The 24,303-nt window shown below is 70.5% G+C and carries 18 protein-coding genes and 1 tRNA gene; 6 read left to right on the forward strand and 13 right to left on the reverse strand.

Annotation, left to right across the window (positions count from 1 at the left end; translation table 11 throughout):
• Positions 1 to 39: 39 nt before the first annotated feature.
• Both BCD49_RS06620 and BCD49_RS06625 read left to right on the forward strand, forming a co-directional pair.
• Complete coding sequence (locus BCD49_RS06620; protein WP_007511000.1) at positions 40 to 447, forward strand: MmcQ/YjbR family DNA-binding protein; 408 nt, start codon at positions 40 to 42, stop codon at positions 445 to 447.
• A gap of 116 nt (positions 448 to 563) precedes the next feature.
• A tRNA-Gly gene (locus BCD49_RS06625) sits at positions 564 to 634 on the forward strand.
• A gap of 262 nt (positions 635 to 896) precedes the next feature.
• On the opposite strand, the gene BCD49_RS06630 is transcribed toward BCD49_RS06625, so the two are convergent.
• Positions 897 to 2,015 (reverse strand): DUF692 domain-containing protein, encoded by a 1,119-nt coding sequence (locus tag BCD49_RS06630; protein ID WP_157845187.1) that lies wholly within the window; start codon positions 2,013 to 2,015, stop codon positions 897 to 899.
• 58 nt (positions 2,016 to 2,073) lie between these two features.
• A complete protein-coding gene (locus tag BCD49_RS06635; RefSeq protein ID WP_157845186.1) occupies positions 2,074 to 3,348 on the reverse strand; it encodes a hypothetical protein in 1,275 nt (424 codons plus the stop codon).
• Between the two features lie 434 nt (positions 3,349 to 3,782).
• On the opposite strand from BCD49_RS06635, the gene BCD49_RS06640 reads away from it, so the two are divergent.
• Positions 3,783 to 5,495 carry an amidohydrolase gene (locus BCD49_RS06640; RefSeq protein ID WP_071041278.1) on the forward strand — a complete coding sequence of 571 codons (1,713 nt, stop codon included), beginning with the start codon at positions 3,783 to 3,785 and terminating at the stop codon, positions 5,493 to 5,495.
• A gap of 155 nt (positions 5,496 to 5,650) precedes the next feature.
• Positions 5,651 to 6,403, forward strand: a complete 753-nt coding sequence (locus BCD49_RS06645; RefSeq protein WP_007511005.1) for an SDR family NAD(P)-dependent oxidoreductase — start codon at positions 5,651 to 5,653, stop codon at positions 6,401 to 6,403.
• Positions 6,404 to 6,413: 10 nt separating this feature from the next.
• Here BCD49_RS06645 and BCD49_RS06650 read toward each other — a convergent pair whose 3' ends face one another.
• The 6 genes from BCD49_RS06650 to dcd form a co-directional block, all read right to left on the reverse strand.
• Positions 6,414 to 7,286, reverse strand: coding sequence for an FG-GAP repeat domain-containing protein (locus tag BCD49_RS06650; protein ID WP_027140346.1), 873 nt, complete (start codon positions 7,284 to 7,286; stop codon positions 6,414 to 6,416).
• A 161-nt stretch (positions 7,287 to 7,447) separates the two neighbouring features.
• The gene (locus BCD49_RS06655) at positions 7,448 to 7,798 is read right to left on the reverse strand and encodes a cupin domain-containing protein (RefSeq protein ID WP_007511007.1); all 351 of its coding nucleotides are present in this window, start codon (positions 7,796 to 7,798) and stop codon (positions 7,448 to 7,450) included.
• Positions 7,799 to 7,990: 192 nt separating this feature from the next.
• Positions 7,991 to 8,281, reverse strand: coding sequence for a hypothetical protein (locus tag BCD49_RS06660; protein WP_007511008.1), 291 nt, complete (start codon positions 8,279 to 8,281; stop codon positions 7,991 to 7,993).
• 138 nt (positions 8,282 to 8,419) lie between these two features.
• Entirely contained in the window at positions 8,420 to 11,491 is a 3,072-nt protein-coding gene (locus BCD49_RS06665) for a helix-turn-helix transcriptional regulator (protein WP_007511009.1), read from the reverse strand.
• A 301-nt stretch (positions 11,492 to 11,792) separates the two neighbouring features.
• On the reverse strand, positions 11,793 to 12,554 hold the full coding sequence (locus BCD49_RS06670) for a hypothetical protein (RefSeq protein WP_007511010.1): 762 nt from the start codon (positions 12,552 to 12,554) through the stop codon (positions 11,793 to 11,795).
• A gap of 131 nt (positions 12,555 to 12,685) precedes the next feature.
• On the reverse strand, positions 12,686 to 13,294 hold the full coding sequence (dcd, locus tag BCD49_RS06675) for a dCTP deaminase (protein WP_027140345.1): 609 nt from the start codon (positions 13,292 to 13,294) through the stop codon (positions 12,686 to 12,688).
• Between the two features lie 158 nt (positions 13,295 to 13,452).
• Here dcd and BCD49_RS06680 point away from each other — a divergent pair, with 158 nt between their 5' ends.
• Together BCD49_RS06680 and BCD49_RS06685 are read left to right on the forward strand one after the other, a co-directional pair.
• Positions 13,453 to 14,370, forward strand: coding sequence for a beta-phosphoglucomutase family hydrolase (locus BCD49_RS06680; protein WP_071041279.1), 918 nt, complete (start codon positions 13,453 to 13,455; stop codon positions 14,368 to 14,370).
• Positions 14,367 to 16,736 (forward strand): glycoside hydrolase family 65 protein, encoded by a 2,370-nt coding sequence (locus BCD49_RS06685; protein WP_007511015.1) that lies wholly within the window; start codon positions 14,367 to 14,369, stop codon positions 16,734 to 16,736. Before BCD49_RS06680 ends, BCD49_RS06685 begins: the two co-directional genes overlap by 4 nt.
• 194 nt (positions 16,737 to 16,930) lie before the next feature.
• Here the strand turns inward: BCD49_RS06685 and BCD49_RS06690 are convergent, their stop codons facing one another.
• The 5 genes from BCD49_RS06690 to BCD49_RS06710 all read right to left on the reverse strand — a co-directional run bounded on the left by BCD49_RS06690 (position 16,931) and on the right by BCD49_RS06710 (position 23,631).
• Complete coding sequence (locus tag BCD49_RS06690) at positions 16,931 to 17,833, reverse strand: IclR family transcriptional regulator (RefSeq protein ID WP_007511016.1); 903 nt, start codon at positions 17,831 to 17,833, stop codon at positions 16,931 to 16,933.
• Between the two features lie 186 nt (positions 17,834 to 18,019).
• The gene (locus BCD49_RS06695; RefSeq protein ID WP_007511017.1) at positions 18,020 to 19,165 is read right to left on the reverse strand and encodes an ABC transporter substrate-binding protein; all 1,146 of its coding nucleotides are present in this window, start codon (positions 19,163 to 19,165) and stop codon (positions 18,020 to 18,022) included.
• A 195-nt stretch (positions 19,166 to 19,360) separates the two neighbouring features.
• Positions 19,361 to 20,224: an ABC transporter permease gene (locus BCD49_RS06700; RefSeq protein ID WP_007511019.1), complete on the reverse strand. Its 864-nt coding sequence runs from the start codon at positions 20,222 to 20,224 to the stop codon at positions 19,361 to 19,363.
• 2 nt (positions 20,225 to 20,226) lie between these two features.
• Complete coding sequence (locus BCD49_RS06705) at positions 20,227 to 21,126, reverse strand: ABC transporter ATP-binding protein (RefSeq protein ID WP_007511021.1); 900 nt, start codon at positions 21,124 to 21,126, stop codon at positions 20,227 to 20,229.
• A gap of 273 nt (positions 21,127 to 21,399) precedes the next feature.
• The gene (locus BCD49_RS06710) at positions 21,400 to 23,631 is read right to left on the reverse strand and encodes a (Fe-S)-binding protein (protein ID WP_007511023.1); all 2,232 of its coding nucleotides are present in this window, start codon (positions 23,629 to 23,631) and stop codon (positions 21,400 to 21,402) included.
• Positions 23,632 to 24,303 lie beyond the last annotated feature (672 nt).

Here is a 24,303-nt window from a genome sequence, read left to right on the forward strand (position 1 = left end):
CATCCTCGGTTCGGTCCGAGCCTGAGAGCCGCGCATGACATGTCGGATCTCCATGCGACGCTTAAGGGCATGGATGGCCAACGGGACCACCCGAACCTGCGGCGRCTCGAATCCATCGCGCTGGCGCTGCCCGAGGCGCAGCGGGTCGACGTCGAGGCCTGGGACGGCGAGCCGACCTTCCGCGTCCGCGGCAAGACCTTCGTGTTCGCCCACCCCGAAGGCGCCGGCATCACGGTCAAGCTGCCCAAGGACGAGGCCGCGGCCGTATGCGCCTCCGACCCGGCCGCCAAGCCCGCCGGCTACGGCCTGGGCCGCCACGGCTGGGTCGCGCTCACCCTCACCTCCGACGAGGCCGAGGACCGCTGGGACCAGGTCGAGGAATGGATCCGCATCTCCTACACCCTGGTCGCCCCCCGAACCCTCGCCCGCCTCGTCATCCCCGGCTGAGCCCCGAGCTGACGCCGCCCTCGACGATCTGCCCAGCTGGCCTAGGCGCTCCAGCGCCGGACGATGTCTCCCCCACCCCACCCGAGCGATCCGCTAGGATGCGAAGGCAGCACCACGCGGGTGTAGTTCAGAGGCAGAACACGAGCTTCCCAAGCTTGCAACGCGGGTTCGATTCCCGTCACCCGCTCTCACGATCACAGCGCCTGACCTGGATCGGAACGCCGGGCAGCACACCACAGGTTGCACAGATCGTGGTCACTGGGTTGCACGCATGATCGCCCGGGGTGACCCGATGGGCGCGACGGTCATCGACACCACCGACCAGACCATCGCCGCAACCGCCGCCCGCATCCTCGACGTCTGGCTGAATCGGCCCAGCGGCCAGGGATGACCGACACCATTCGGATAGGCATACCGGGTAGGACGCCGCACGCGCAGCAGGTCCGCACTCAGCTATCCGCCTGCCCATCGGAGTCAAGGTCGTCCGCGACATCTGGCAGGAGCGGGCTGACCAACCTCGCTCTCCGCTCTGCCAGGGCCTGGGTCTGGACGGCGAGCCGATGGGCGTCGAATCCGGCCGGTACCGGGCCGTGCCCGACCAAGGCGGCGAGTAGATCATGCTGCGCATGCCCCAGGCGCTGCCGTACGGCGTCCGGAACGGGACGGCTGAGAGGTCGGCGCGTCGGAAGACGGCGGCGCCCATCCGCGCGGGCGCGCTGGTCGCGCGAGTCACCCGGTCCGGTAGCCGGGCGGGAGTCGCGCGCCTCCTCGACGGTCTTGCGGATCAGCGCCAGCTCGTCGGCGATCTCCGCCGCGGGCGGATAGTCACGGTCACGCTCGAGGAGCACTCCCGGCGGGTCGCAGCGGGCCGTCAGTTCCGCGAGCAGTCGCAACGTGGGATCCGGCACCGGACGGTTGTGGGTGTCATGCCACAGCCCGTCTCGTAGTTCGCCGCCGGCGACGTGTACGTAGGCGACTCGGTCCAACGGCAGGTCCCGCAGCGCGGAGATCGGATCGTGGTCGAGGTTGATCCAGGCGGTGCGCAGGTTCGCGACGTCCAGCAGAAGGTCGACGTCGGCACGCTCGACGAGCTCGGCCAGGAAACGCGCCTGGGACATCTTGTCGTCCGGCCATCCGAACAGGGGCGCGACATTCTCGACCGCGAGTGGCACCGGCAGGGCGGACCGCGCGATGCGCGCGTTCTCAGCCGTCACGATCAGCGATGTCCGGGTCAGTGGCACTGGGAGGAGATGCCCGCTGTTCAGGTCGCCGGACCGGCACAGGGCCACGTGCTCGCTGACGAGGGGCGCATCGAGCGCCCGCGCGACCGCCGCGAGGTGCGCCAGCCGCCCCGGATCGGGGGGTCCGGCCCCGCCCAGGTTGAGGGTCGTCCCGTGCGGGATGATCGTCACGCCGTGTGCGCGCAGCTCCATCAACCCGTCGGGAACACGGCGCGGATCGATTCCTTCGGCGATCACCTCGATGAAATCAAGGCCGGGAAGGCTGGAGACGACCTCGTCGATCGCCGGTCGCCAGCCGATTCCGTAGCCCAATGGCCGCGGTTTCACGCCCACTCGGCCTGGCATTCCGCCTCGATATCGAGGCTGCGTGGTGACGACCGCCCGGTCACCCGCACGACGGCACGTCATAGGAGGACCGGGAGGCCGCGGACCGTCGCCTCTCCTCCCGGTCCGCGACCCGCCGTCGCCAATCGGCGTCGTCCGCCGCGATGACGGCGCTCAGCCCGTCGACGACCTGGCGCGCCTGCGGGCTGATGGAAAGATCGGCGGGGAACGCGTTGACGCGTGGAGCGCCGGCGGTGGACCGCGCCTCGACAGGCTTCGCCAGTTCAGCGACGAGCCATTTCACGAAATCTCGGATACTCGTCTGCCAGTCCAGAGAAACCGAATGGTATGCCGCGCGGAGGTTCACACCTCCAGGGTCCACGGACGCGACGAGGTCGAGATCGCCGTGCTGAAAGAGATCGAGCAGCAAATACGCCTCGCTTGGGCGAAAGAAGCCCATTTCCATGATCAGGCGAGTAGTCTTGTTACTTCTCCGCGGACCCCTCAAAAGCTTGGCACGGAGAGAATCCAACGCGGCGCCGGATTCCAATCCATGCAGAATTCGCCAGCAGCTGTCAGACAGCGCGCCAGAGGCGGACAGACCGTCGAGCAGGGTCTCTACAGCATCCCCGGCCGTGCGGTCGGACCGGAGAAGTTCCTCGACGACATCGTCACGACCTTTGATGATCGCAATCAAGATGTCGCCCGGTTCGGGCTGCGGCCCACCCCGCGGGAGATGGTCGTTGGCCATGACTACAGGCGTCAACACCTCGGACGGCTCCTGCCAGGAGACGCCGGCCGTCCAGGCGCGGGCGAGCGCGTTCAGGACCGCCCGGTTGTCGGTCTCCCGAAGAAACGTCGCGATCTCGGCCGGTGGAGTCGCGTCCTGCGTCAGCAGGTCGACCAGCATTCTCGGCAGGCCGTTGTACACCTCAAAGAAGCGATAGCGTTCCCGCCGAGGGAACCGCGACTCGTCGACGGTAAGGATCTTGGTGAGGTGCACGGGCGGAACGCCCTCCACGGGTCCCTTCGCGGGGCTCGTCAGCACCGAGGCGAAAAGCGGGAGATCCTCGTGCCTCGAGCCCTTTCGCAAGCCATACGCGAGCCAGACCGAGATGCGTGGATCACCTGCCGCCGCGGCAAGCAGGTCGCGGGCCTTCGTGAATGCCCGCTCGTTCGACCGGCCGATGAGGACCACGGCGCCGAGCGCCGCGTCGTCTCGGCGCCTGATAGCCCGCCGGAGCCGCGCCATGGCCGACCACACGCGCCATCGGGGTGAATCTCCCTGTGTACCCAGCGCCCGCTCGGCCAGTAAGACGCTTCGTTCGTGCGACATGCGGCGAGCCACGTTTCACCTCCGCCGTCCAGGTATTTGCGGTCTGGGCACTCGCGGTCTGGTATTTGCGGTCTGGGCACTCGCGGTCTGGTACTTGCGGTCCAGCACTCGCGGCGAGACCCAGCCACCATCTCGATGATATTGACCAAGGGGCGCGGAGCGGGCCGAAATCCACGGTCCCGCGCGCTCGGTCTGGCGGCCGCAATGCCCGGTCGTCCTCGTCATCACCGACGGCAGCACCCGGCCGCCTCGCGGGGTCCGCCCGCCGGCCTGGCCCGGCACCAGGGACACCGGGGCAATACCGGCGCGGTATCTCGGCAGGTGGGGGGCCCGCGGGGGTCGCCGCGGCCAGGATGAGGGTGTCATCCTGTCGTGCTGGAGCGGCATTGCGATCGCCGCTGCGCCAACGAGGGTGCCGAGGGTGGGGACAACCGATGACCGACGCGGAACTGGTCTTCACCGGTGGGCCGGTGTTCACCGCCGACGCGGCCCGCACGCGTACGCACGCGGTGGCGGTGCGCGGGGGGCGGATCGTTGCCGTCGGGCGCGGTGCCGAGGCGCTGGTCGGGCCGTCGACGGAGGTCGTCGACCTTTCGGGGAAGCTGCTCGTTCCGGGGTTCCAGGACGCCCACGTGCACCCGGTATGGGGCGGGCTCGACCTGTTGCGGTGCGACCTGCGGTCCGCGACCGACCGGGCCGGCTATCTGGCCCTGGTCGCCGAATATGCCCGGATCCACGCCGACGCCGCGTGGATCGTCGGCAGTGGCTGGAGCATGCCCGCGTTCCCCGGTGGCACTCCGCTCGCGGCGGATCTCGACGCGGTCGTGCCGGACCGGCCCGTGATGCTGATGAACCGGGATGGCCATGGGGCGTGGGTGAACTCGCGGGCGCTCGAACTCGCGGGCGTCGACACGCGCACACCCGACCCGGCCGACGGGCGGATCGAGCGCGACGCGAACGGGGCGCCGACCGGGACGCTGCACGAAGGCGCGATCTCCCTGGTCAACGGGCTGCTGCCGCCGGTGACCGCCGAGACGATGGCCCGGGCGCTGCTGCGGGGGCAGGAGTATCTGCACTCGTTCGGCGTCACCGCCTGGCAGGACGCCATCGTCGGGACCTACGGCAACGCGGACGACCCCGCACCGGCATACCTCGCGTGCGCGACGTCGGGCCAGCTCACCGCGCGGGTGATCGGGTCGCTGTGGTTCGAGCGCGACCGGGGCGTCGAACAGCTCGACGATCTACGCCACCGGCGTGAGACCTTCACCCACGGCCGGTTCCGCGCGACCAGCGTGAAGATCATGCAGGACGGCATACYGGAGAACTTCACCGCGGCGATGTTGGACCCTTACCTGTCGCCCTGCGGATGCGRCAAACGCGGCAACGACGGTGCAGGCGGAGACAGCAACGGCGGCAAGGGCGACGGCATCACGTTCTTCCCCCGCGAGCTGCTGCTCGAAGCCGTTCCAGCGCTCGACGCCGCGGGCTTCCAGACGCATTTTCACGCCATCGGCGACCGGGCCGTCCGTGACTGCCTCGACGCGGTGGCGGCGGCGATCACCGCGAACGGCCGTGGCGATCTGCGTCATCACATCGCCCATCTGCAGGTCGTCCATCCCGATGACGTCCCGCGGTTCGGACGGCTCGGGGTCGCGGCGAACCTGCAGTTCCTGTGGGCGGTGCTGGAGGCGCAGATGATCGAGCTGAACCTGCCCTTCCTCGGCCCCGAGCGGGGCTCGTGGCAGTACCCGTTCCGGCGGCTTCAGGAGACCGGGGCGGTGCTGGTGGCCGGCAGTGACTGGCCGGTCTCGACGCCCAACCCGCTCGCCGCGATCCACGTGGCCGTCAACCGGACTCCCTCACCGAGCGAGGTCGCGCCGGGTGGCGAGCACGAGGCCTTCGAGCACGAGGTCTTCCTGCCGGAGCAGCGCCTCGACCTGGCGAGCGCGCTGGCCGCCTACACGTCAGGGTCGGCGTGGGTGAACCACCTCGACGACGTCACGGGCACGGTCTCCGTCGGCAAGGACGCGGACCTCGTCGTGCTGGACCGGGATCCGTTCGCCGGCCCGCCAACCGACATCGGCAACACCCGGGTGCTGCAGACGTTCGTCGCCGGGGCCCGGGTGTACGCCGCGCCGGACGCATAGCCGGGCACGCGGTAGCCCGCCAGGCGGTAGCTCGGCGTGCGCCGGCAGGCGACGCGTCCCTGGCCTCGGTCGTTCGTTGACCTCGGCAGTTCGTTGAAAGCGAACGCTCACCCACATAGGCTGCCAGGCCACAGGCGGCCGACGAAGGGAAGATCATGGAGCGTCTCGCGGGCAAGGTCGCGATTGTCACCGGCGCTGGGATCGGACAGGGCAAGTCGACGGCGTTACGGCTGGCCAGCGAGGGCGCGACGGTCATCGCCGCCGATCTCAGCGGAGCGGAGAAGGAGACCGCCGCCGAGTCGGACGCGATCGTGCCGTTCCAGGTGGACGTCACCCGGTCGGCGGACGTCGAGGCGCTCGTCCGCGAGGCGACGGAGCGGTTCGGCCGGCTGGACATCATGTGCAACGTCGTCGGGGTCGCCGGGGTGGCGCAGGCGCTGATCCCGGACGTCGACGAGGACGACTTCGACCGCCTGCTGACCATCAACCTCAAGAGCATCTTTCTGGGCATGAAGTACGCGATCCCCGCGATGGTCGCGGGCGGCGGAGGCTCCGTCATCAACTGGTCTTCAGTCGGCGCCTTGGCAGCATCGCCAACCTCGGGTGCCTATGGCGCCAGCAAGGCCGCGATCCTCTCGTTGACCCGGACCGCCGCCCGCGAGTGGGGTCAGCAGAACGTCCGGGTCAACGCGATCTGCCCCGGCTTCATCTATCCCACCGGTATGACCCTCATGGGCGAGGAGAAGTTTCCGGATCTCGCGCGGCACGCGGCCTCGAGGTCCGCGATGAACCGCCCCGGCCATCCGGACGAGGTCGCTGCCGTCGCCGCGTTCCTGGCCTCCGACGACGCCTCCTACATGACCGGCTCCTACCTCGTCGTCGACGGCGGCTGGACCGCGGGCAGCTGACGTCGCGCCGTCAGTACCAATTGAGCCGCACCCGCGGCTGACCGCTGTACCCGCGGACGCCCTCACCCGGGTACAGCCACAGGTAATGGACCGGCTCACTGTTGAAGTCTCTGGCCACGATGTCCTGGTGGAGGTCGCGGTCCCAGTCCCCGATTCCGACGAAGGTGTACCCGTTCCACCCGTTACCGATCAGCACCCTCTGCTGGCTGCTGTACCCGCGGACGCCCTCGCCCGGGTACAGCCACAGGTAACCGTTCCTGTCTCTGGCCACGATGTCCTGGTTGCCGTCGCTGTCCCAGTCCGCGACCCCGGCGAAGGTGTACCCGTTCCACCCGTTACCGATCTGCATCCTCCGCTGGCTGCTGTACCCGCGGACGCTGTCACCGGGGTACAGCCAAAGGTAACCCCAGTAGTCTTTGGCCACGATGTCCTGATTGCCGTCACGGTCCCAGTCCGCGACCCCGGCGAAGGTGTACCCGTTCCACCCGTCACCGATCTGCACCCGTGGCTGAGTGAATCCGCGGGCGCCTTCACAGGGGTACAGCCACAGGTCACCGTTCGGGTCTCTGGCCACGACGTCCAGGTAGCCGTCGCTGTCCCAGTCCCCAAACCCGGCAATGGTGTATCCGTCCCACCCGCTACCAATCTGATACCTTCCGCCAAAACCATCACCATCGCGGGTACAGCTGCCGACGTCCAACCACAACTGGCCCTCTTGGGGATGGGGCGAGTCCGAGTGGATTCTCCACACGATGTCCTGGCAGCCGTCGCCGTTGAAGTCCGCCAGTCCTTCATAGTTGGAGAGCCAGGCGGCCGACGCGGGTGGCGCCGACACCAGGGTGAGCCCGGTGGCGGCGACGACTACCGCGACGCCGACGGCCATCCGCCCACGCAGCCCCACCCGCCTGCTCGCCATCCTGTTCACAGGATTTTCCTTCCCGTCGGGATATGCACGGTCGTCGATCGCGAATGTTCAGCCTGGAGCCGCGGCCGAAACGGCCGGGCCCGGTACGGGCAACGGTCGCCGGGCGGTGCGACGGCCGGTCAGCCGGCGCTGGGGCCCAAAGGGTCGGTGGCGGTGGCGAGAGCGACGGCGCGCGGCTCCTTCAGCTCGACGAAGATCGAGTGAGTGTCGGTGTCGCCGATGTTCTCGCCGCTGTGCTCCTGGGCGTCGAGCCAGCGGGCCTGGCCGGCGGGGAGATCGACCTCGACCGCGCGGCCGCCGACRCTGACCCGGCGGCGGAAGGCGCTGAGCGTGACCATCACGCTGTCCGGGTGACGGTGCGGGTTGGTCCTGTCGCCCGGAACGTCCCGGTACTCCAGGACACGGACGCGGTCGTTCTCAAATATCAACCGGTAAAGACTCGGGTCCGTGACCGCCGGGTCCATGCACATGGTCGCCTCATCTCATTGCGGCGGATCTGGAGAGCAGTCGCTGGAGCCGGCCCGCATCGGACCGAACCCCAGCGCCCGGCCAGCCCGAGCGGGCACCCCGTCAGGCCGGGTGAGCGGTCAGAGTGAGCGGCGGGCCGTGGCCGGCGCGGCGATGGCGAAGCCTGGCGCGGCCGGGCCGTCAGCCGATACAGGTCAGGCGACCGGCTCTCGGAGGTAGGACCGGACGACATCGAAGCCGATGACCTCGGGCATGCCGGCGGGTTCGGGGCCCAGGGCGCGGGCCAGCGCGGGGCCGAGCGACGTGGCAAAGAAACGCTCGGCGTGCGCCTTGGACTCCCACAGGGCGACGATGCGCAGCTTGCCGTCGGCCGTGCCGACGTAGCGCGCCACGAGCCCGTCAGGCGGCGGTTCCTGCTGGGCGAACACCGCGTCGGCCTGCTCGACCGTGCCGAAGGGCGGAACGGCGACCGTGATCCACTGCATTTCTCTTCCTCCAGGTTCCCTTTCGCCTGGCGGCCCCGAAGCCGGGGCCGACGACGAAGGGAACGTTAGGAGGCCGCGGCCGGCACGCCATCCGCCGAACTACTCACCGCGCATACTCATCCGCCACCACGGCGGCCGTCAGCCGGAGGCACGCACGACCCAGGCGGCGATCTGGCTGCGCGCGCTGAAACCGAGCTTGGTGAGGATGTGCTGGACGTGGTTCTGCGCGGTGCGCTCGGAGATGACGAGCCGCGCCGCGATCTGGCGATTGGTCAGGCCCTGCGCGACCAGCCGGGCGACCTCGTCCTCCCGCGGGCTGAGCGCGGCGTCACCGAGCCCCGGGGTCCGCGCGGCGGCGAGCTCGGCGGCGCCGGCGAGCTCGGCGGCGCCGTCGAGTTCGACGACGAGCGCCGCGGCGCGGTCGGTGTACGCCGTCATGCCGAGTGCCCGGGCGACTCGACGCGCGTCGCGGGCGGCGACGACGGCCAGGTCCCGGTCACCGGGCGCGGAACGGGCCACCAACGCGGTCGCCAGGTGGTAGCGCGCCTCGGCCGCGAAGCCCGGCGCGCCGGCTCGGCCAGCGCTCTCGGCCGCGGCGGCCAGGTCGTCGACGGCCTGGCCGAGCCGGCCGAGGGCGAGCGCGCCGCGCCCCAGCGTCAGCTCCGTCGGCCCCATGTACGCGACCCCGCCGCCGACCGCGTGCTCGCCGCGGAATACCGAGAGCCGGTCGAGCAGGTCGGTGAGCTCGTCGGGCCGGCCGAGCCCGGCGGTGACGAGGGCAGCGACCACGAGCACGGCGTACACGTGCCCGGGTACGACGAAGAACGCCGGCAGCGACCACGAGTCGCGCGGCCCAGCCAGCTGGTACGTCGCCGCCGCCTCGTCCAGCCGTCCGGCGGCGACGTGCATGACCGCCCGGGTCAGCGGAGCCATCGTCCGGAAGCGCGGTGGTGACTCAAACGTCTGCCGCAGGAACATCTCGGCGTCAGCACCGGCGCCGACACCCAGATGGCAGGCGAGCGCGCAGGTGAGCGCCAGGTAGGCGCCGCCGGCCGGAGCGGGCTCGATCACCCGCATCCGGTCGAACCCACGCCGCCCGGCCGCTCGTGCCTCGGCGTAGCGCCCCTGTGCCTGGGCGACGCACGCGGTCGCCCGGTCTAGGTGCCAGGCGCTGACCGGCCCGCCAACCCGTTCGACCGCCACCCGCAACCCCGCGAGCTCCTCGGCCGCCGCCGGGATCCGGCCGCTCTCGACCAGTGCCTCGATCCGCCACAGCTCGCCCCACATGGCCGCTCTGGCGCCCGGGTAGCCGTCTGATCGGCTACGTCGACTTCGAGGCTCCTCCTGCGGGCCAGCCGTCCGCCGAGCGAGGTCCAGCATCTCGGTCGCCAGTTCCAGCCGCTCGGCCCGGCCGGCCGGGCCGGGACAGGCCTCCTGCCTGGCGCGCAGGGCTTCGCCCAGCGCATGGTCGTCACCAGACGCGCGGGCAAGCGCGAGCGCCTCGGCGCTCTGGCTCGCCAACCGCTCCTGCTCCCCGCCGTAGAACGCCAAATGGGCACGCTGTGCCACCAGTCGGGCGCGCAGCGCTATTCTCCGGCGCGCCGTGTCCTGGGCCAACCCATCCGCGACCACCCGGCCACCCGAACCCGCAAGACCGGCTGGCGGCGAGGCGTTCGAATGCTCACCGGCGGAACCCAGGCCGGCGAGGGCCTCCTCGCACAACTGGTCGGCGACCGCGTTGACGCCCTGCCCCGGCGCGGCCTCGAGCACCAGCGCGGCCTCGGCTACCAGCTCAGGGTTGCCGGCCGCCCGCCCTGCCTCGGCCGCGCGCACCGCGGCGTCCACGCAGCCTGCCAGATCGCCGGCGAAGTAGGCGGCCCGACCAAGCGCGACCAGCAGCCGGCACCTTTCGGCGTCGGTCACCGAGCCTTGGTCGAACGTGAGCGCGGCCCGGTACAGCCGCGCGCCCTCCTCGTAGGCGAGGCGGCGAACCGCCTCCTCGGCGGCGCGCGCCGACCAGGCCCGCGCCGTGGCCGCCTCGGTCACGCCAAGAGGCGCGAGGTGCGCCCAGTGCCGCGCGATGTCCGCGAGGTGTTCGGAGAGGTCGTCCGCGAACCGGTCCGCGAGGACGGTGGCGACCGCGCGGTGCAGCACGGTGACCGCGGCACCGGCGAGCGAGGCCTCGACGGCGTCCCTGGTCAGTGCGTGCGCGAACTGGAACTCACCGGAGTTCAGCCGATCGAGCAGGCCGTGCTCGGCCGCCTCGTCGGCCAGGGTGAGGCACTCCTCGACAGGCTCGCCGAGCACCGCCGCGACGAGCGCGATCCCGAACCGCCGGCCGATGATGGCGGCGGCCTGCACCAGCCGGCGACAGTCCGGCCCGACCCGTTCAAGCCGGGCACCGACGACGTCGAGCACACTGCGCGGCGGCCGGTCGGGCCGCCAGGTCCCGTCGGCCACCGCCCGCCCGATCTCCCGGACGAACAGGGGATTACCGGCGGTGACGCCTAGCACCAACCGCGCTGTCGCCTCCGCGCCGGCGGACGCGAGATCCCCGACGTCACCAGCGGACTCGCCGTCTCGGGCGGGCGAATCCGCTGGCAACTCCGAGGCCGCCGATTCCGTCATGCGCCGTAGTTGCTCGCGGACCTCCGCCAGGTCGAAACCCCGCAGGTCCAGTCGCACGGCGGCCGGTGAACGCAACAGGTCGGGCAGCACCCGGGCCAGGACGCCGGAAGGTTCGCGGTCACGAAATGCGGCGAAAACGATCAGAGGCACATCGGCCACCTGATCGGCGAGATGGCGCAGGACCAGCAGCGACGGCTCGTCGGCCCGGTGGATGTCGTCGAGGACGACGGTCAGGCCATTCCGAGAGGCGACGGCGCCCACCACGTCGGCCAAGCCGTCGAACACCGGGAACCGGTCCTCAGGCGACTGGGCCTCGCCTCGTCCCAGCACGCTGTCGGGGTCGACACCGAGCGACCGCAGCGCCTGCCGCCACGGCCAGAACGCGGGCGCACCCTCCACCTCGGAGCAACGCCCCCACGCGACCGCGCACCCACCGGCCAACGCCATCCCGGCCAGTTCCCGCGCCAGCCTCGTCTTCCCGATCCCCGCGTCGCCCCCGCACAGCACCAACCGCCCGACCCCGCTCCGTGTCTGGTCGAGCCACCCCCGCAGCGCCGCGATCTCCCGCCCCCGCCCGACCATCGCGTCAGCCAGGAACGGGCCACCAGCGGCGCCACCTCGCGTTCCCGCCTGACCACCCACACCGCAAGCATCCCGCGCACCCACCACGCCAGGAAAGAACCACCAACGCGACACGCCTCCCGAATGCCCCCGGCCCGGGCGCGGAATTCAGCGCGGGTGTCTGAACGCCGCCGCACGCTCCGATCCTCCGATTCGAGAGCGGCGCTGCCGGGCCGGGGCTGGTGGCCGATTGCCAGAGTCGGGTTCAGGCCGGTCGGTCAGGCCGGTCGGTCAGGCCGGTCGGTCAGGCCGGTCGGTCACGTCACTGCTTGGCGAGTGTGGCCACCACCTGGCCGGTCAGGCCGTTCAGCTCGCTGTCGTCGATCGGTCCCGCCGGGCTGACGATGAGAATCACGGACTCGACGCGACCGGTGAAGATGCTGACCAGGTCGACGTTGACATCAATGTTCTGGCCGTCGGAGCTGACCGCGAGGTCGAGCCGCGTCAGGGCAGTGGAGCCGGTCGGCGGCGTGCCGGCCTGAGCGCTCTGGACCGTCACGGTCGTCTTCTCCCTGTCCCTGTTGGACAGCTGGCTGACGATCGCCTCGGCCACGCAGCCGGGAAAGTCCGGGCGCTGGGTGAGCGCGCGGTGCGCCGCGACCGTGTCCGCGCTCGCGAACACCCGTGCGCCGGACTGGATCGAGGTGCCCTCGTCGTCGTCGTTGAAGACCGGGCCGTTGGCGTGGTCGGTGGACGCCGGTCCCAGATCGGAGCTGGACAGGTGCATGCAGCTGGGTACCGGGTCCTCGAAGACGGAACTCTCGGTGGTGTCGGTGTTGTCCTCCATCGAGTAGCCGCTGGTCGCGGGCCCGGCGACGAGGACATAGTCGGCGGGGCGCAGCGGCGGCGCAGCGGGCGCCGACGCGGTCGTGGCGCCGTCGCCAACGCTCGCCGGGTCCGACGAGTCGCCGTTCCCGCACGCGGCCAGCGCCGTGACGAGCGCCACCGTCGCGGTCGCGGCCAGGGCCGCCCGGAGAACGCGCCGTCCATTCCGGCGGGGTTCGATTTCGTTCCTTGTGGTCATGGAAAAGAAGGTTAGAAACCCGACATAAATTCCACCACAAAGACCGCTGTCGGGTGCCCGACCGACTCTTTACCAATAATTTGAAACCAGTCGGCGACCGCTCTCGTCGCCGCGGTTCTCGTCGCCGCGGTTCAGGCCTGTCCGTTGACCGGCGGAACCACCGGGGGGACCGGGGCGCGGGTGAAGTCGCGGTAGGCGCGGGACGGGGTCGGGCCGCGCTGGCCCTGGTAGCGGGAGCCGTAGACGGCGGCGCCGTAGGGATGCTCGGCCGGGGACGAGAGGCGGAACAGGCAGAGCTGACCGATCTTCATGCCGGGCCAGAGCTTGATCGGCAGCGTCGCGACGTTGGAGAGCTCCAACGTGACGTGGCCGGAGAAGCCGGGATCGATGAAGCCGGCCGTCGAGTGGGTGAGCAGGCCAAGCCGGCCAAGGCTGGACTTGCCCTCGAGCCTGCCTGCCAGGTCATCCGGCAGCGTGATGACCTCGAGGGTGGAGCCGAGCACGAACTCGCCCGGGTGCAGCACGAACGGCTCATCCCCCTCGGGGGCGACGAGCTCGGTCAGGTCCTCCTGCTCGACAGCCGGATCGATGTGGCTGTACCGATGGTTCTGGAATACCCGGAACGCCCGGTCGAGGCGCAGATCGATGCTGCTCGGCTGGATCAGGCCAGGGTCGTAGGGATCGAGGCACACGCGTCCGGAGGTGATCTCGGCCCGGATGTCCCGGTCGGACAACAACACGTCCTGCAAACTACCGCCCCGCGCAAACCGCCTGCCGCGCGCCGCCTGCCCCGCGGCGCCCGCTCGTAGCCACCCGGCGCGGGTGAGCCCGCCGTCGCGGGCCAGGTTCGTCCGGATTGACGTGGTAGTGACCCGCGCCGGCGGGGTAGACGGCAGGCATGCGTTTGCCGTTCGCGCGGCTGCGGCGCCGCGAAGCCGGGGCCGGTGCCGAAGCCACGCTTGGACTACCGGCCCACATCGATGCGTGCCTCTTCGACCTCGACGGCGTGCTCACGAGCACGGCGGAGGTCCACGCACGGGCCTGGAAGGAGATGTTCGACGGCTTCCTGGAGAACTGGGCCTCGCGGTCCGGCGACCCGGAGAAGCCGTTCGACATCGAGGGGGACTACGAGCGGTACGTGGACGGGCTGCCAAGGCTCGACGGCGTCCGCTCGTTCCTGGCTTCCCGCGACATCCATCTGCCCGAGGGCACCGATGGCGATCCGCCGTCCGCCCTTACGGTCCACGCCCTGGGGAACCGCAAGAACATCCTCGTCCTGAACAAGATCGCCGATGATGGCGTCCAGCCATACCCGGGGTCAAGGCCCTACCTGGAGGCCTGCGCCAGCGCGGGGAAGGCGCGGGCGCTCGTCTCGTCCAGCGCGAACGCCGGCGAGGTGGCGCGGGCCGCCGGGCTCGCCGACCTGCTCCAGGTGCGCGTCGACGGCGAGACCATCGCGCAGCGCGGGCTCGCCGGCAAGCCGGCTCCGGACACGTTCCTCGCCGCGGCGCGGGAGCTGGGCGTGCCGCCCGAGCGGGCGGCGGTCTTCGAGGACGCGGAGGCCGGCGTCGCGGCCGGACGGGCCGGCGGCTTCGGCTACGTCGTCGGACTCGACCGGATCGGGCACGGGCACGCGGACGCGCTGCGGGCGCATGGCGCCGACGTGGTGGTCACCGACCTGGGCGACCTGCTCGCCGACGCCTACCCACCGCCGACGCCAGGCGCGGCGGGTGCGCCAGGCACGGYGGGTGCGGCGGGTGCGGCGGGTGGCCGCGCCCGAGGTGAGGCCAAGCCGCGGGCCGGGCACGGTCGATGAGCGGGGAAGCCCGCTACACGGTCGACCCGTGGGGCCTGCGCGAGACCGGCCTCAACATGGACGACCCCGCGCGCGCCGAGTCGTTGTTCGCGCTCTCCAACGGCCACATCGGCCTGCGCGCCAACCTCGACGAAGGCGAGCCGCACGGCCTGCCCGGTACCTACCTGAACTCGGTGCACGAGTTGCGCCCGCTGCCGTACGCGGAGGCCGGCTACGGCTATCCCGAGTCGGGACAGACGGTCATCAACGTCACCAACGGCAAACTGATCCGGCTGATGGTCGACGATGAGCCGCTCGACGTCCGTTACGGCGAGCTGCGCTCGCACCGGCGTTCCATCGACTTCCGCGACGGGGTGCTGGTTCGCGAGGCCGAGTGGGAGTCACCCGCAGGCCAGGTGGTGCGGGTGGTCTCGCGACGGCTGGTCTCGTTCTCCCAGCGAGCGATCGCGGCGATCTGCTACGAGGTCGAGTCGATCACCGACGCTCCGCGGGTGGTCGTCCAGTCCGAGYTGGTGGCCAACGAGACGCTCCCGATACGCACAGGCGACCCACGGGCCGCCGCGGTGCTCGAGTCCCCGCTGATGCCGGAGCTGCACTTCGCCCGGGACTGCTCCGTCGAGCTGGTGCACATCACCCAGCACAGCAAGCTCCGCGTCGCCGTGGCGATGGATCACGTCATCGACGGTCCAGGCGCGTTGGGCGTGCTCTCGGAGAGCGAGCCGAACTCGGGGCGGGTGACCGTCACCGGCCTGTTGAAACCCGGGCAGAAGCTGCGGATCATCAAGTTCTTGGCGTATGGCTGGTCGCAGCAGCGGTCGCTGCCGGCCATGCGTGACCAGGCCGCGGCGGCGCTCGTCGCGGCGAAGGAGACCGGTTGGGATGGCCTGCTCGACGAGCAACGCGCCTACCTGGCCGAGTTCTGGCGGCGCTCGGACGTGGAGGTGGAGGGCGACCCCGAGGTTCAGCAGGCCGTCCGGTTCGCGCTGTTCCACGTGCTACAGGCCGGCGCGCGCTCCGAACGCCGCGCTATCTCGGCGAAGGGGCTGACGGGGCCGGGTTATGACGGTCATGCGTTCTGGGACACCGAAAGCTACGTGCTGCCGGTGCTGACCTACACGCAGCCGTCGGCCGCGGCCGACGCGCTGCGCTGGCGGCACTCCACCCTGAAGCTGGCGCAGGAACGCGCCCAGCAGCTCAACCTGCGCGGTGCTTGCTTCCCGTGGCGCACCATCAACGGGGAGGAGTGCTCCGGGTACTGGCCGGCCGGCACCGCCGCCTTCCACGTCAACGCCGACATCGCCGACGCCGCCATCCGCTACGTCAACGTCACCGAGGACTACGACTTCGAGAATTCCGTCGGGCTGGAGCTGCTGGTCGAGACCGCCCGGCTATGGCGTTCGCTCGGCCACCACGACCTCGACGGCCGATTCCGGATCGACGGGGTGACCGGGCCCGACGAGTACTCGGCGATCGCGGACAACAACGTCTACACGAACCTGATGGCGCAGCGGAACCTGCGCGCGGCGGCGGACGCGGCAAAACGGCACCCCGACCGGGCGTACGAGTTCGGCGTCGACGCCGAGGAGACCGCCTCCTGGCGGGACGCCGCCGAGGACATGTACATCCCGTACGACCACCACCTGGGCGTCCACCCACAGTCGGACGGATTCACCGGCCACGAGATCTGGAACTTCCAGAACACCGCGCAGGACCAGTACCCCTTGCTGCTGCACTTCCCGTATTTCGACCTGTACCGCAAGCAGGTCGTCAAGCAGGCGGACCTGGTGCTGGCGATGCAGCGGCGCGGCGACGCGTTCACCCGTGAGGAGAAGCTGCGCAACTTCGCCTACTACGAGGCGCTGACCGTTCGGGACTCGTCGCTGTCCGCCAGCGTGCAGGGCGTGCTCGCGGCGGAGTGCGGGCATCTGGCGCTCGCGCACGCCTACCTGCGCGAGGCAGCGCTGATGGACCTGCACGACATCGAGCACAACACGTCCGACGGCCTGCACATAGCCTCGCTGGCGGGCACCTGGATAGTCCTGGTCGAGGGGTTCGGCGGCCTGCGGGACCAGGGCGACGTCCTCAGCTTCGCCCCGCGCCTGTCCGAGGGCCTTTCCCGGTTGTCCTTCGGCCTCTGCGTGCGCGGCCGCCACCTGCGCGTCGAGGTTCACCGCGCGTCGGCGACCTACTCCATCGAGGACGGTGAGGCGATCACCCTCACCCACCACGGCGAGCCATTCCGCCTGGAACCGGACACCCCGGCCACTTTCCCGATCTCGCCCATCGCCCCCACCGAACAACCCCACCAGCCCGCCGGCCGCGAGCCGCTCTTCTACCACCACCCGGGCACTTCGGAGGAGGAATAGCTCTGGCGGCCCGCGCTGTCGAGGCGCGTCCGGCCCCAGCGGGGCAGCGGCTCATACGGTTCTCGTCGCCGCCCGGCCGTTGATCGTCGCCACCGTGTTGCCAGCGTCGCGATTTCGCCACATCCACGACGACAGCAACACGGTCGCGACGATCTCCCTACTCGAATGATGGCTGAGCCACCAGCGCGGTGCGTTCAGAAATGTTCCGGCGCTGTTCGGTGATGCGAGACGCGGGCGACGACGTCGGCGGCGACGTCGATCAGGCGGGTTCCGATGCGCTGGACCTCCTCGCCGGTGACGTGCCGGCCGAACATCGTGGCAAGCAGACTCGCGACGACCCGGCCGTCCGGGCCGATGAGCGGGACCGCGATGTGGTTCACCTGGTATGTCGCCGCCGCGTCCAGATCGTCGATGAAATAGCCGATCTCGGACAGGCGGGCGGCGGCGAGCCGGCGTAGCGCGGCGAGGTCCACGGCTCCCGCGGTGGCTCGGATGCGATGAAGGTCGACGGCCGCAGGATGAGTCGGCGGGATCTCCCTGGTGGCGATGAAACCGAGGCGGCGACCGGCCTGCAGCGCCCGGCGCAGCGCACTCCTGGTCTCCTCCGACAAGGGAACGAGACTCCGGTCCAGCCAGCCGTCGATGTCCGTCGGCCGGCCCCAGGCGACGAACGGCGCCCCCCACGGCGGCGCGAACGGCATCCGGGCGCCGACCTGGCTCAGGCCGTAGGTCGGGTCGGGGTTGCCGACGCGTTCCAGGACGACGAGCTGGTCGTTGTCGACCGCGAGCACCGAGCACGAGACGTCGAACTCGGCGGTCACCCGGGCCAGCGCCCCGAGTGCGGGCCGCAGGTCGACGAAACCGCTGAGAACCGCCTGGCCCGCGGTGATCAGCGCCGGGCCGAGCCGGTAGGCGCGCGTCTTCGCGTGCTGGACGAGGAAGCCGTGCTCGACGAGGGTGTCGGCGATCGCCAGGCAGGTTCCCTTGCTGATGCCGACCTCGCGCGCGAGCTCGGAAAGGCCAAATCCTCGGTGCGGATAGCGGATCAGCACGTCAAGGAGTCCAACCACCCGCAGGGTCGGATTCGACGTCGCCATCGAGGCCTCACCTTTCTTCGATGACCAGCCCGACCGGGCCAGGCACCGCCAGCGGGGCGGGCCAGCGGCCCGGGGGCGCGGGGCCGGATGCCGGTCCGGTGAGCTCGGCGAGCCCACCGGACCGGATGGCGGAGGCGGTTTCTATGCCGGGAGGCGGTTTCTATGCCTGGGAGGCGATTTCGACTTCTATGCCTTGTGACCGACGGCCGCCTCGTAGAACGACCGGTCGACGACCTTGGACTCGTCCAGGGGCGCCTTGTAGCTGAGCGCACCGCTCTTGATCATCGCATCCTGCAGCCGGGTCGACGTGCCCGAGCGGATCTCCCAGTCCGTCGTGAGCGAGGGCGTCGCCGTGAGCTGGCTGGCCGGCAGCTCGACCACCTTGGCGAGGTCGTCCACGAAGGTCGGGTCCGACTTGTAGTCGCCGGCGAACGCCGTGTTGATCGTCCGGACCACCGCGCGGGTGAACGCGACGCCCGCGGCGCGCTTGTCGCCGAGGACGTTCGGGCCGAACAGCACGCCGCCGAGCGGCTCGCCGGGCGGCTGCCCACCCAGGTAGGTCAGCCCTGGCTTGCCGACCAGCTGGATCCACAGCGGGTCGAGAACCCAGGCGGCGTCGATCCCGCCGTTCTGCAGCGCGGTCACCAGGTCGGCCGCGGGCAGCGTCTTGAACTTCAGGTCACTGAAGGCGAGGCCCGCCTTCTCGGCCTGCTGGACGATCGGGTACATCACCGGGCTGCCGCTGCCCAGGACGCTCGCGAACGTCTTGCCCTTCAGGTCCGCGAAGGTCGCCGGCCGGCCGTCCACGTCGCGTGCCCAGACGCCGGTCCTGCTCGCGGCCGGCGCCGAGAAGTTGCCCATCACCCAGCGGATCCCAAACCCCTGGTTGACCGCGTTGAAGAAGGCGCCGTCGGGCGACCCGACCATGACGTCGGTCTGCCCCTGCGCGAGCAGGTTGAGGCCGTCGGCCGCCGGCACCTGGCGCAGCTCGACGTCCAGGTTCTCCTTGGCGAACTCGCCCTTGTCGATCGCCCACCGGATCGGCGCGATGAACTCCGCCTTCGGCGTCGCCGCGGTGATGACGATCTTGGTCTTGGTTGGCAGCGGGTCCGGCGCCGGCGCGTTCGCCGCGCAGCGCGCCGGCTTGCGGCCGGCGGAAAGGTCGGTCGGGTTGGTCCAGCCGTTCTCGCAGCCGGCCACCGCCACGATGGGGGCGGCCGACGCCGGCGTGAAGGTCGTGTTCTTGCCGCCGCTGTCACCACACGCGGTCAGGGCGACGCCGGCGGACAACACGGGTAAGAGCAGCAGGGACACACGGCGCCTGAATCTCATCGAGGTTCCTCCTCAGAGCTGGCGAGTCGGACTGGCGAATCAAGGTGGGCGACAGCCGGCCCACCCGGCCGCGGGCAAGATCAGTCAGACGCCACGCGTCATCGGCGGCGCGCAGGGTCTGACTGATCTCGGCGGGGACTTGTCTCGACGGGGACTCGCGGAGCGGCGACCGCGTCGGCGCGGCGCCGGTGGGGGTCAGCCGCGGGCGCGTTCCTGGTCCGCGGGCGCCCACCTGGTCACCCGGCGGCCGACCAGCCGGACCAGCTCGGCGAAGAGCACGCCCTCCAGCGCGACGACCACGATGCCCACGAACATCTGGTCGTTGATGAACAGCGTCCGCGACTGGAAGATCAGATAGCCGAGGCCGTCGTCACCGACGATGAACTCGGCCGCGATGATGACGAGGAACGCCACGCCCGCCGCGACGCGCATCGCGACGAACATCTGCGGCAGCGCGGCCGGGACCAGCACATGGCGGAACATCTGCCACCTGTTCGCGCCGAAACAGCGGCCCGCCTCGCGATAGCCGTCCTCCACGGCGATGATCGCCGACATCGTCGAGATCCAGACGAAGAAGAAGACCGTCACCGCCACGAGCGCGATCTTCGGGCCCTCACCGAGGCCGAACATCGTCAGGAAGATGGGCAGCAGCGCGAGCTTTGGCACGACGTACAACGCGTCCAGGGTGGGCTCGAGCGCGACCTGGATGAGCCGGACCGAGCCCATGGCCAGCCCGAACAGCACGCCGGCCAGCGTGCCGAGGGCGAAGCCGGCGAGCACGCGAAAGGTGGTGTGCCAGATGTCGTCCCACAGCTGGCCGTGGCCGAGCATTCGGCCGCCGGTCCGGACGATGTCGGTGGGCGACGGATAGAGCCGCGAGTCGATCCAGCCAAGGCCGCTGGCCGCCTGCCAGAGGCCAAGCAGGACCACCGGCACGCCGACGGCGAGGCCGATCTCGAGGACTGCGCGGCGGTGGGCCGTGCCGCTCGGGTCCCGCTCGGCCCGTCCCGGTGCCCGGATGAGTACCTCTTCGGCCGCGAAGGCCCGCGTCCCCGCCATCGTCAGGCTCCCTTCGGCGTGGCCGGTGGCCCGGCCACGCCGGCCCACGAGGTGGCGGCGGTGGTGGCGGTGGCGGCGATGGCCGCGGGCGCACCGGTTTCCACCTCGCCGCGCAGCAACGTCCACAGCTCGCCGCGGAACGCGGCGAACTCGGCGGACTCGCGGACCTCGGCGGACCTCGGCCGCGGGAACGGCGGTACCCGTTCGGCGAGGATCCGGCCCGGCCGCGCGCTCATGACGACGACCCGGTCGCCCAGCACGATCGCTTCTTCCAGGCTGTGGGTCACGAAGAGCACCGTGCGCCGTTCCGCCTGGCAGATGGCGAGCAGCTCGTCCTGCAGGATGGTGCGCAGCTGTGCGTCCAGCGCCGCGAACGGCTCGTCCATCAGCAGGATCTCGGGCTCGACGGCGAGGGCCCGGGCAATCGACACCCGCTGGCGCATGCCGCCCGAGAGCTGGTGTGGGTAGGCGTACGCGAACTCCGCGAGCCCCATCCGCTCGAGCCAGGTTCGCGCCCGATCCCGGGCTTCCCCGCGCGGCACGCCGCGCACGTCGAGACCGAACCGGACGTTCGCCTCGACCGTCTTCCACGGGTAGATGCCGTAGTCCTGGAAGATCATCGCGGCCGGGTTCGGGGAGCTGGCCCGCACCTCGACGGTTCCCCCGGTCGGGCGGACCAGGCCGGCGACGATCCGCAGGAAGGTCGACTTCCCGCAGCCGGAGGGCCCGACGACGCAGACGAACTCGCCGTCACCGACCGCCAGGTCGAGCGGGCCGAGCGCATGGACCGTCCTGGCCCCGCGGCCGAACTTCCGCTCCGTGCCGACGGCCCGGATCTTTGGTCGCGGGCCCAGGCCGGCTAAGGCAGGCCCACCCGCCTCCGACGACGCTTGAACAGTCATGGAACACCGCCCTGTCAGCGTGGCGGCCAGACGATCCGTTCACTGACTTGAACCGTCGGTTCAGTACTTCGACCGCCTGGTCAGAATGCTGAACCGACTGTAAGCCGATCATCCACTCACATCAACCCCTGTATGAAAGTTCGCGAGCGGTCCGGGACTGGGCGGGGAGCGAGTGGCTCACCCGCCGAACGCGGACGGGCCCGGCGCGAGAAGCTCGCGCCGGGCCCGTCCGTTCGGTTTCGCCGCCGGGTTCACCGGCCGCCGGTCAGCCGGTCAGCCGGTGGTGGCCGCCTGGGCTCCGGCGCCGTCGGTGGACGGCGCGAGGGAACGGGCGAGGAGCTGGGAGACGTCGAGGACCTCGACGGTCTCCTTCGCCTTGCCCGCGAGCTTCTGCTCCGTCACCGCGTCGGACAGCATGACGATGCAGAACGGGCACGCGGTCGACACGACGTCCGGGTCGAGGCCGAGGGCCTCCTCCACCCGGTTCGTGTTGACCCGGGTGCCGATCTTCTCCTCCATCCACATCCGCGCGCCGCCGGCGCCGCAGCAGAAGCCGCGCTCCTTGCACCGGTGCATCTCCTGGCCACGGAGGCCCGGAATGGCCTCGAGGATCTCGCGCGGCGGGGTGTAGACCTTGTTGTGCCGGCCGAGGAAGCACGGGTCGTGGTAGGTCACCGACGACTCGATCGGCGTGAGCGGCACCAGCTTCTTCTCCTCGACGAGCCTGCCGAGCAGCTGGGTGTGGTGGATGACCTCCCAGGTGCCGCCGAGCGCCGAGTACTCCTTCGACAGGCTGTTGAAGCAGTGCGGGCAGGTCGCGACGATCTTCTTGACGCCCGTGGAGTTCAGCAGCTCGATGTTGGCCTTGGCCATCTCCTGGAACAGGTACTCGTTGCCGAGGCGGCGCGCCGGGTCGCCGGTGCAGGACTCCTGCGAGCCGAGGATGGCGAACGAGACGCCGGCCATGTCCAGCAGCTCGACGAAGGCACGGGAGACCTTCTTCGCCCGGTCCTCGATGGCACCGGCGCAGCCGACCCAGAAGAGGTACTCGACGTCGTCCGGGATCTGCTCGCCCTCGCCGATGATCTTGACCTCGAAGGGCAGGCCATCGGTCCACTCGGTGCGGCTGCGCGGCGAGACGCCCCACGGGTTGCCGTTGTTCTCCAGGTTGCGCAGCATCACGCCGGCTTCCGAGGGGAACGCCGACTCGATCATCACCTGGTAGCGGCGCATGTCGACGATGTGGTCGACGTGCTCGATGTCCACCGGGCACTGCTCGACGCAGGCGCCGCAGTTCGTGCACGACCACAGCACGTCGGGGTCGATGACCCCGCCCTCTTCCGCCGTGCCGACGAGCGGGCGCTCCGCCTGGGCCTTGCCCGGCTCGGGAACGCGGCCGAAGCCGGACTCGGGCACGTGGTGGACGGTGTGCTCCTCCGAGCCGTCCTCGGAAACGCCGGTGACGGCCTTCTTCTTCGCCAGCTTCTCCGCGGCCGCGTCGCGCTCCTCGGCGGTGCTCCCGGCCAGCAGGTACGGGGCCTTCGCGAACAGGTGGTCGCGCAGGTCCATGATGATCAGCTTCGGGGACAGCGGCTTCCCGGTGTTCCAGGCCGGGCACTGGCTCTGGCAGCGGCCGCACTCGGTGCAGGTGGAGAAGTCGAGCATCGCCTTCCAGGAGAAGTCCTCGACCTTGCCCGCGCCGATGATCGGCTCGTCCTCCTCCATCAGCGTCTCGATGTCAGGCGTGGTGCCCAGCGCGCCGAGCGCCTTCGGCTCCCGCTTGAGGATGACGTTGATCGGCGCCAGGAAGATGTGCAGGTGCTTGGAGTAGGCCACCAGCACCAGGAAGCCCATGACGATGGCCAGGTTGAGCAGCAGGAAGGCGGTCTCGATCGCCTCGTTGGCGTCGTGCGAGAGGCCGGAGAAGATCCTGCTGACGCCGTAGGAGGCGAAGGCCCACTTCGTCTGGCCCTGCGGCAGGTTGCCGGTGTTCCACTGGGCGCCCCGGGTGATCAGCAGCGTCACGATGACGGACGTGATCATGCCCAGGATGACCCAGGCCGGGCCGAGGTGTGAGCCATAGAAGCGCGACTTGCGCTCGAGGCGCGCCGGCGCCCGCTGGATACGGATGACGGTGAACGTCGCGAGGCCCACCAGCACGCCGACGGCGAAGAAGTCCTCGAGGAACCCGATGGCGGCCCAGTGCCCGAACAGCGGGATGTGGAAGTCGTCGTCGAACAGGCCACCGAAGGTCTCGATGATCGTCAGGATCAGGACCGTGAAGCCCCAGAACGTCAGCGCGTGCGCGATGCCGGGCACCGACCATTTGAGGAGCTTGCGCTGCCCGCCGACCTCGGAGATCTCGCTCCAGACCCGGGTCGGGAGGTCGTCGAGGCGCCCTTGGGCCGGCTGTCCGGTCCGGATCAGCGTGAACAGCCAGAAGAATCGCCTTCCGGCCACCGCAAGGGCGATCAGCGTGATCGCCCCACCGATCGCGATTCTCACTAGCTCCTCCTATGGCTCCGCGAACGGGCCGTAGCCTACTCGTACTGCTCGGTAACTTGTGGTCCAGAGTGTCCCGCGCCACCAGCACCGCACGACGCCGGACCAAACTCCGCCAGGATCCCGACCGCGAGTCGGGCCCGGCCTCGATCATCCACGGCTACCCCGTCAGGAGGTCCGTCAGGGCGCCCAGGCCCTGGCGCCCTCCTCGACGACCGCCGCATCCCCGACCCTGCCACGGCGTGGTCCGTCCGGCACGAATTCCTTCTCCCCAATCGAGACCGACTCAGACACATCGCCCGCCGCCCGGCCGCACGCACCCCGCCACCCCGGGCATCCGTCCGGCGGCGATCCGAGAGGATGACGCACCCGCCCGACCCGTTCCTGATCTCGTTGGCGGCCAGGTCAGCGGGCCGCGGGCCGGCACTCGCGGGGGCGTGGCCTCGKGGAGGACGGATCACCAGTTCGCCCACACCATCCCTCGGCGCGCTGCTACGCTCGGTGGCACAGAAGTCCCGAAATCAGCACTCTCCGCACCGTCCGCCCCACCCTGGCCACGTGGCGCGTCCGACCGCCAGCGGCACCGGGCCGTCGGCACGCGCGGGCCGCCAGGTCGTGGTCCGCCGTGAGCCGAGGCCAGTCGCCGGCGGTTCCGGCACGCGCAACGCCGCGCCC

Origin of the sequence: Pseudofrankia sp. EUN1h (genome assembly GCF_001854645.1) — a bacterium.
GTDB classification, from domain to species: domain Bacteria; phylum Actinomycetota; class Actinomycetes; order Frankiales; family Frankiaceae; genus Pseudofrankia; species Pseudofrankia saprophytica.

Bases quoted from the DNA above. Each gene is read 5' to 3' on its own strand.
- BCD49_RS06635 (WP_157845186.1), bottom strand. From the start codon at position 3,348: ATGTCGCACGAACGAAGCGTCTTACTGGCCGAGCGGGCGCTGGGTACA.
- BCD49_RS06645 (WP_007511005.1), top strand. From the start codon at position 5,651: ATGGAGCGTCTCGCGGGCAAGGTCGCGATTGTCACCGGCGCTGGGATC.
- BCD49_RS06650 (WP_027140346.1), bottom strand. From the start codon at position 7,286: ATGGCCGTCGGCGTCGCGGTAGTCGTCGCCGCCACCGGGCTCACCCTG.
- BCD49_RS06660 (WP_007511008.1), bottom strand. From the start codon at position 8,281: ATGCAGTGGATCACGGTCGCCGTTCCGCCCTTCGGCACGGTCGAGCAG.
- BCD49_RS06665 (WP_007511009.1), bottom strand. From the start codon at position 11,491: ATGGTCGGGCGGGGGCGGGAGATCGCGGCGCTGCGGGGGTGGCTCGAC.
- BCD49_RS06670 (WP_007511010.1), bottom strand. From the start codon at position 12,554: ATGACCACAAGGAACGAAATCGAACCCCGCCGGAATGGACGGCGCGTT.
- BCD49_RS06690 (WP_007511016.1), bottom strand. From the start codon at position 17,833: ATGGCGACGTCGAATCCGACCCTGCGGGTGGTTGGACTCCTTGACGTG.
- BCD49_RS06695 (WP_007511017.1), bottom strand. From the start codon at position 19,165: ATGAGATTCAGGCGCCGTGTGTCCCTGCTGCTCTTACCCGTGTTGTCC.
- BCD49_RS06700 (WP_007511019.1), bottom strand. From the start codon at position 20,224: ATGGCGGGGACGCGGGCCTTCGCGGCCGAAGAGGTACTCATCCGGGCA.
- BCD49_RS06705 (WP_007511021.1), bottom strand. From the start codon at position 21,126: ATGACTGTTCAAGCGTCGTCGGAGGCGGGTGGGCCTGCCTTAGCCGGC.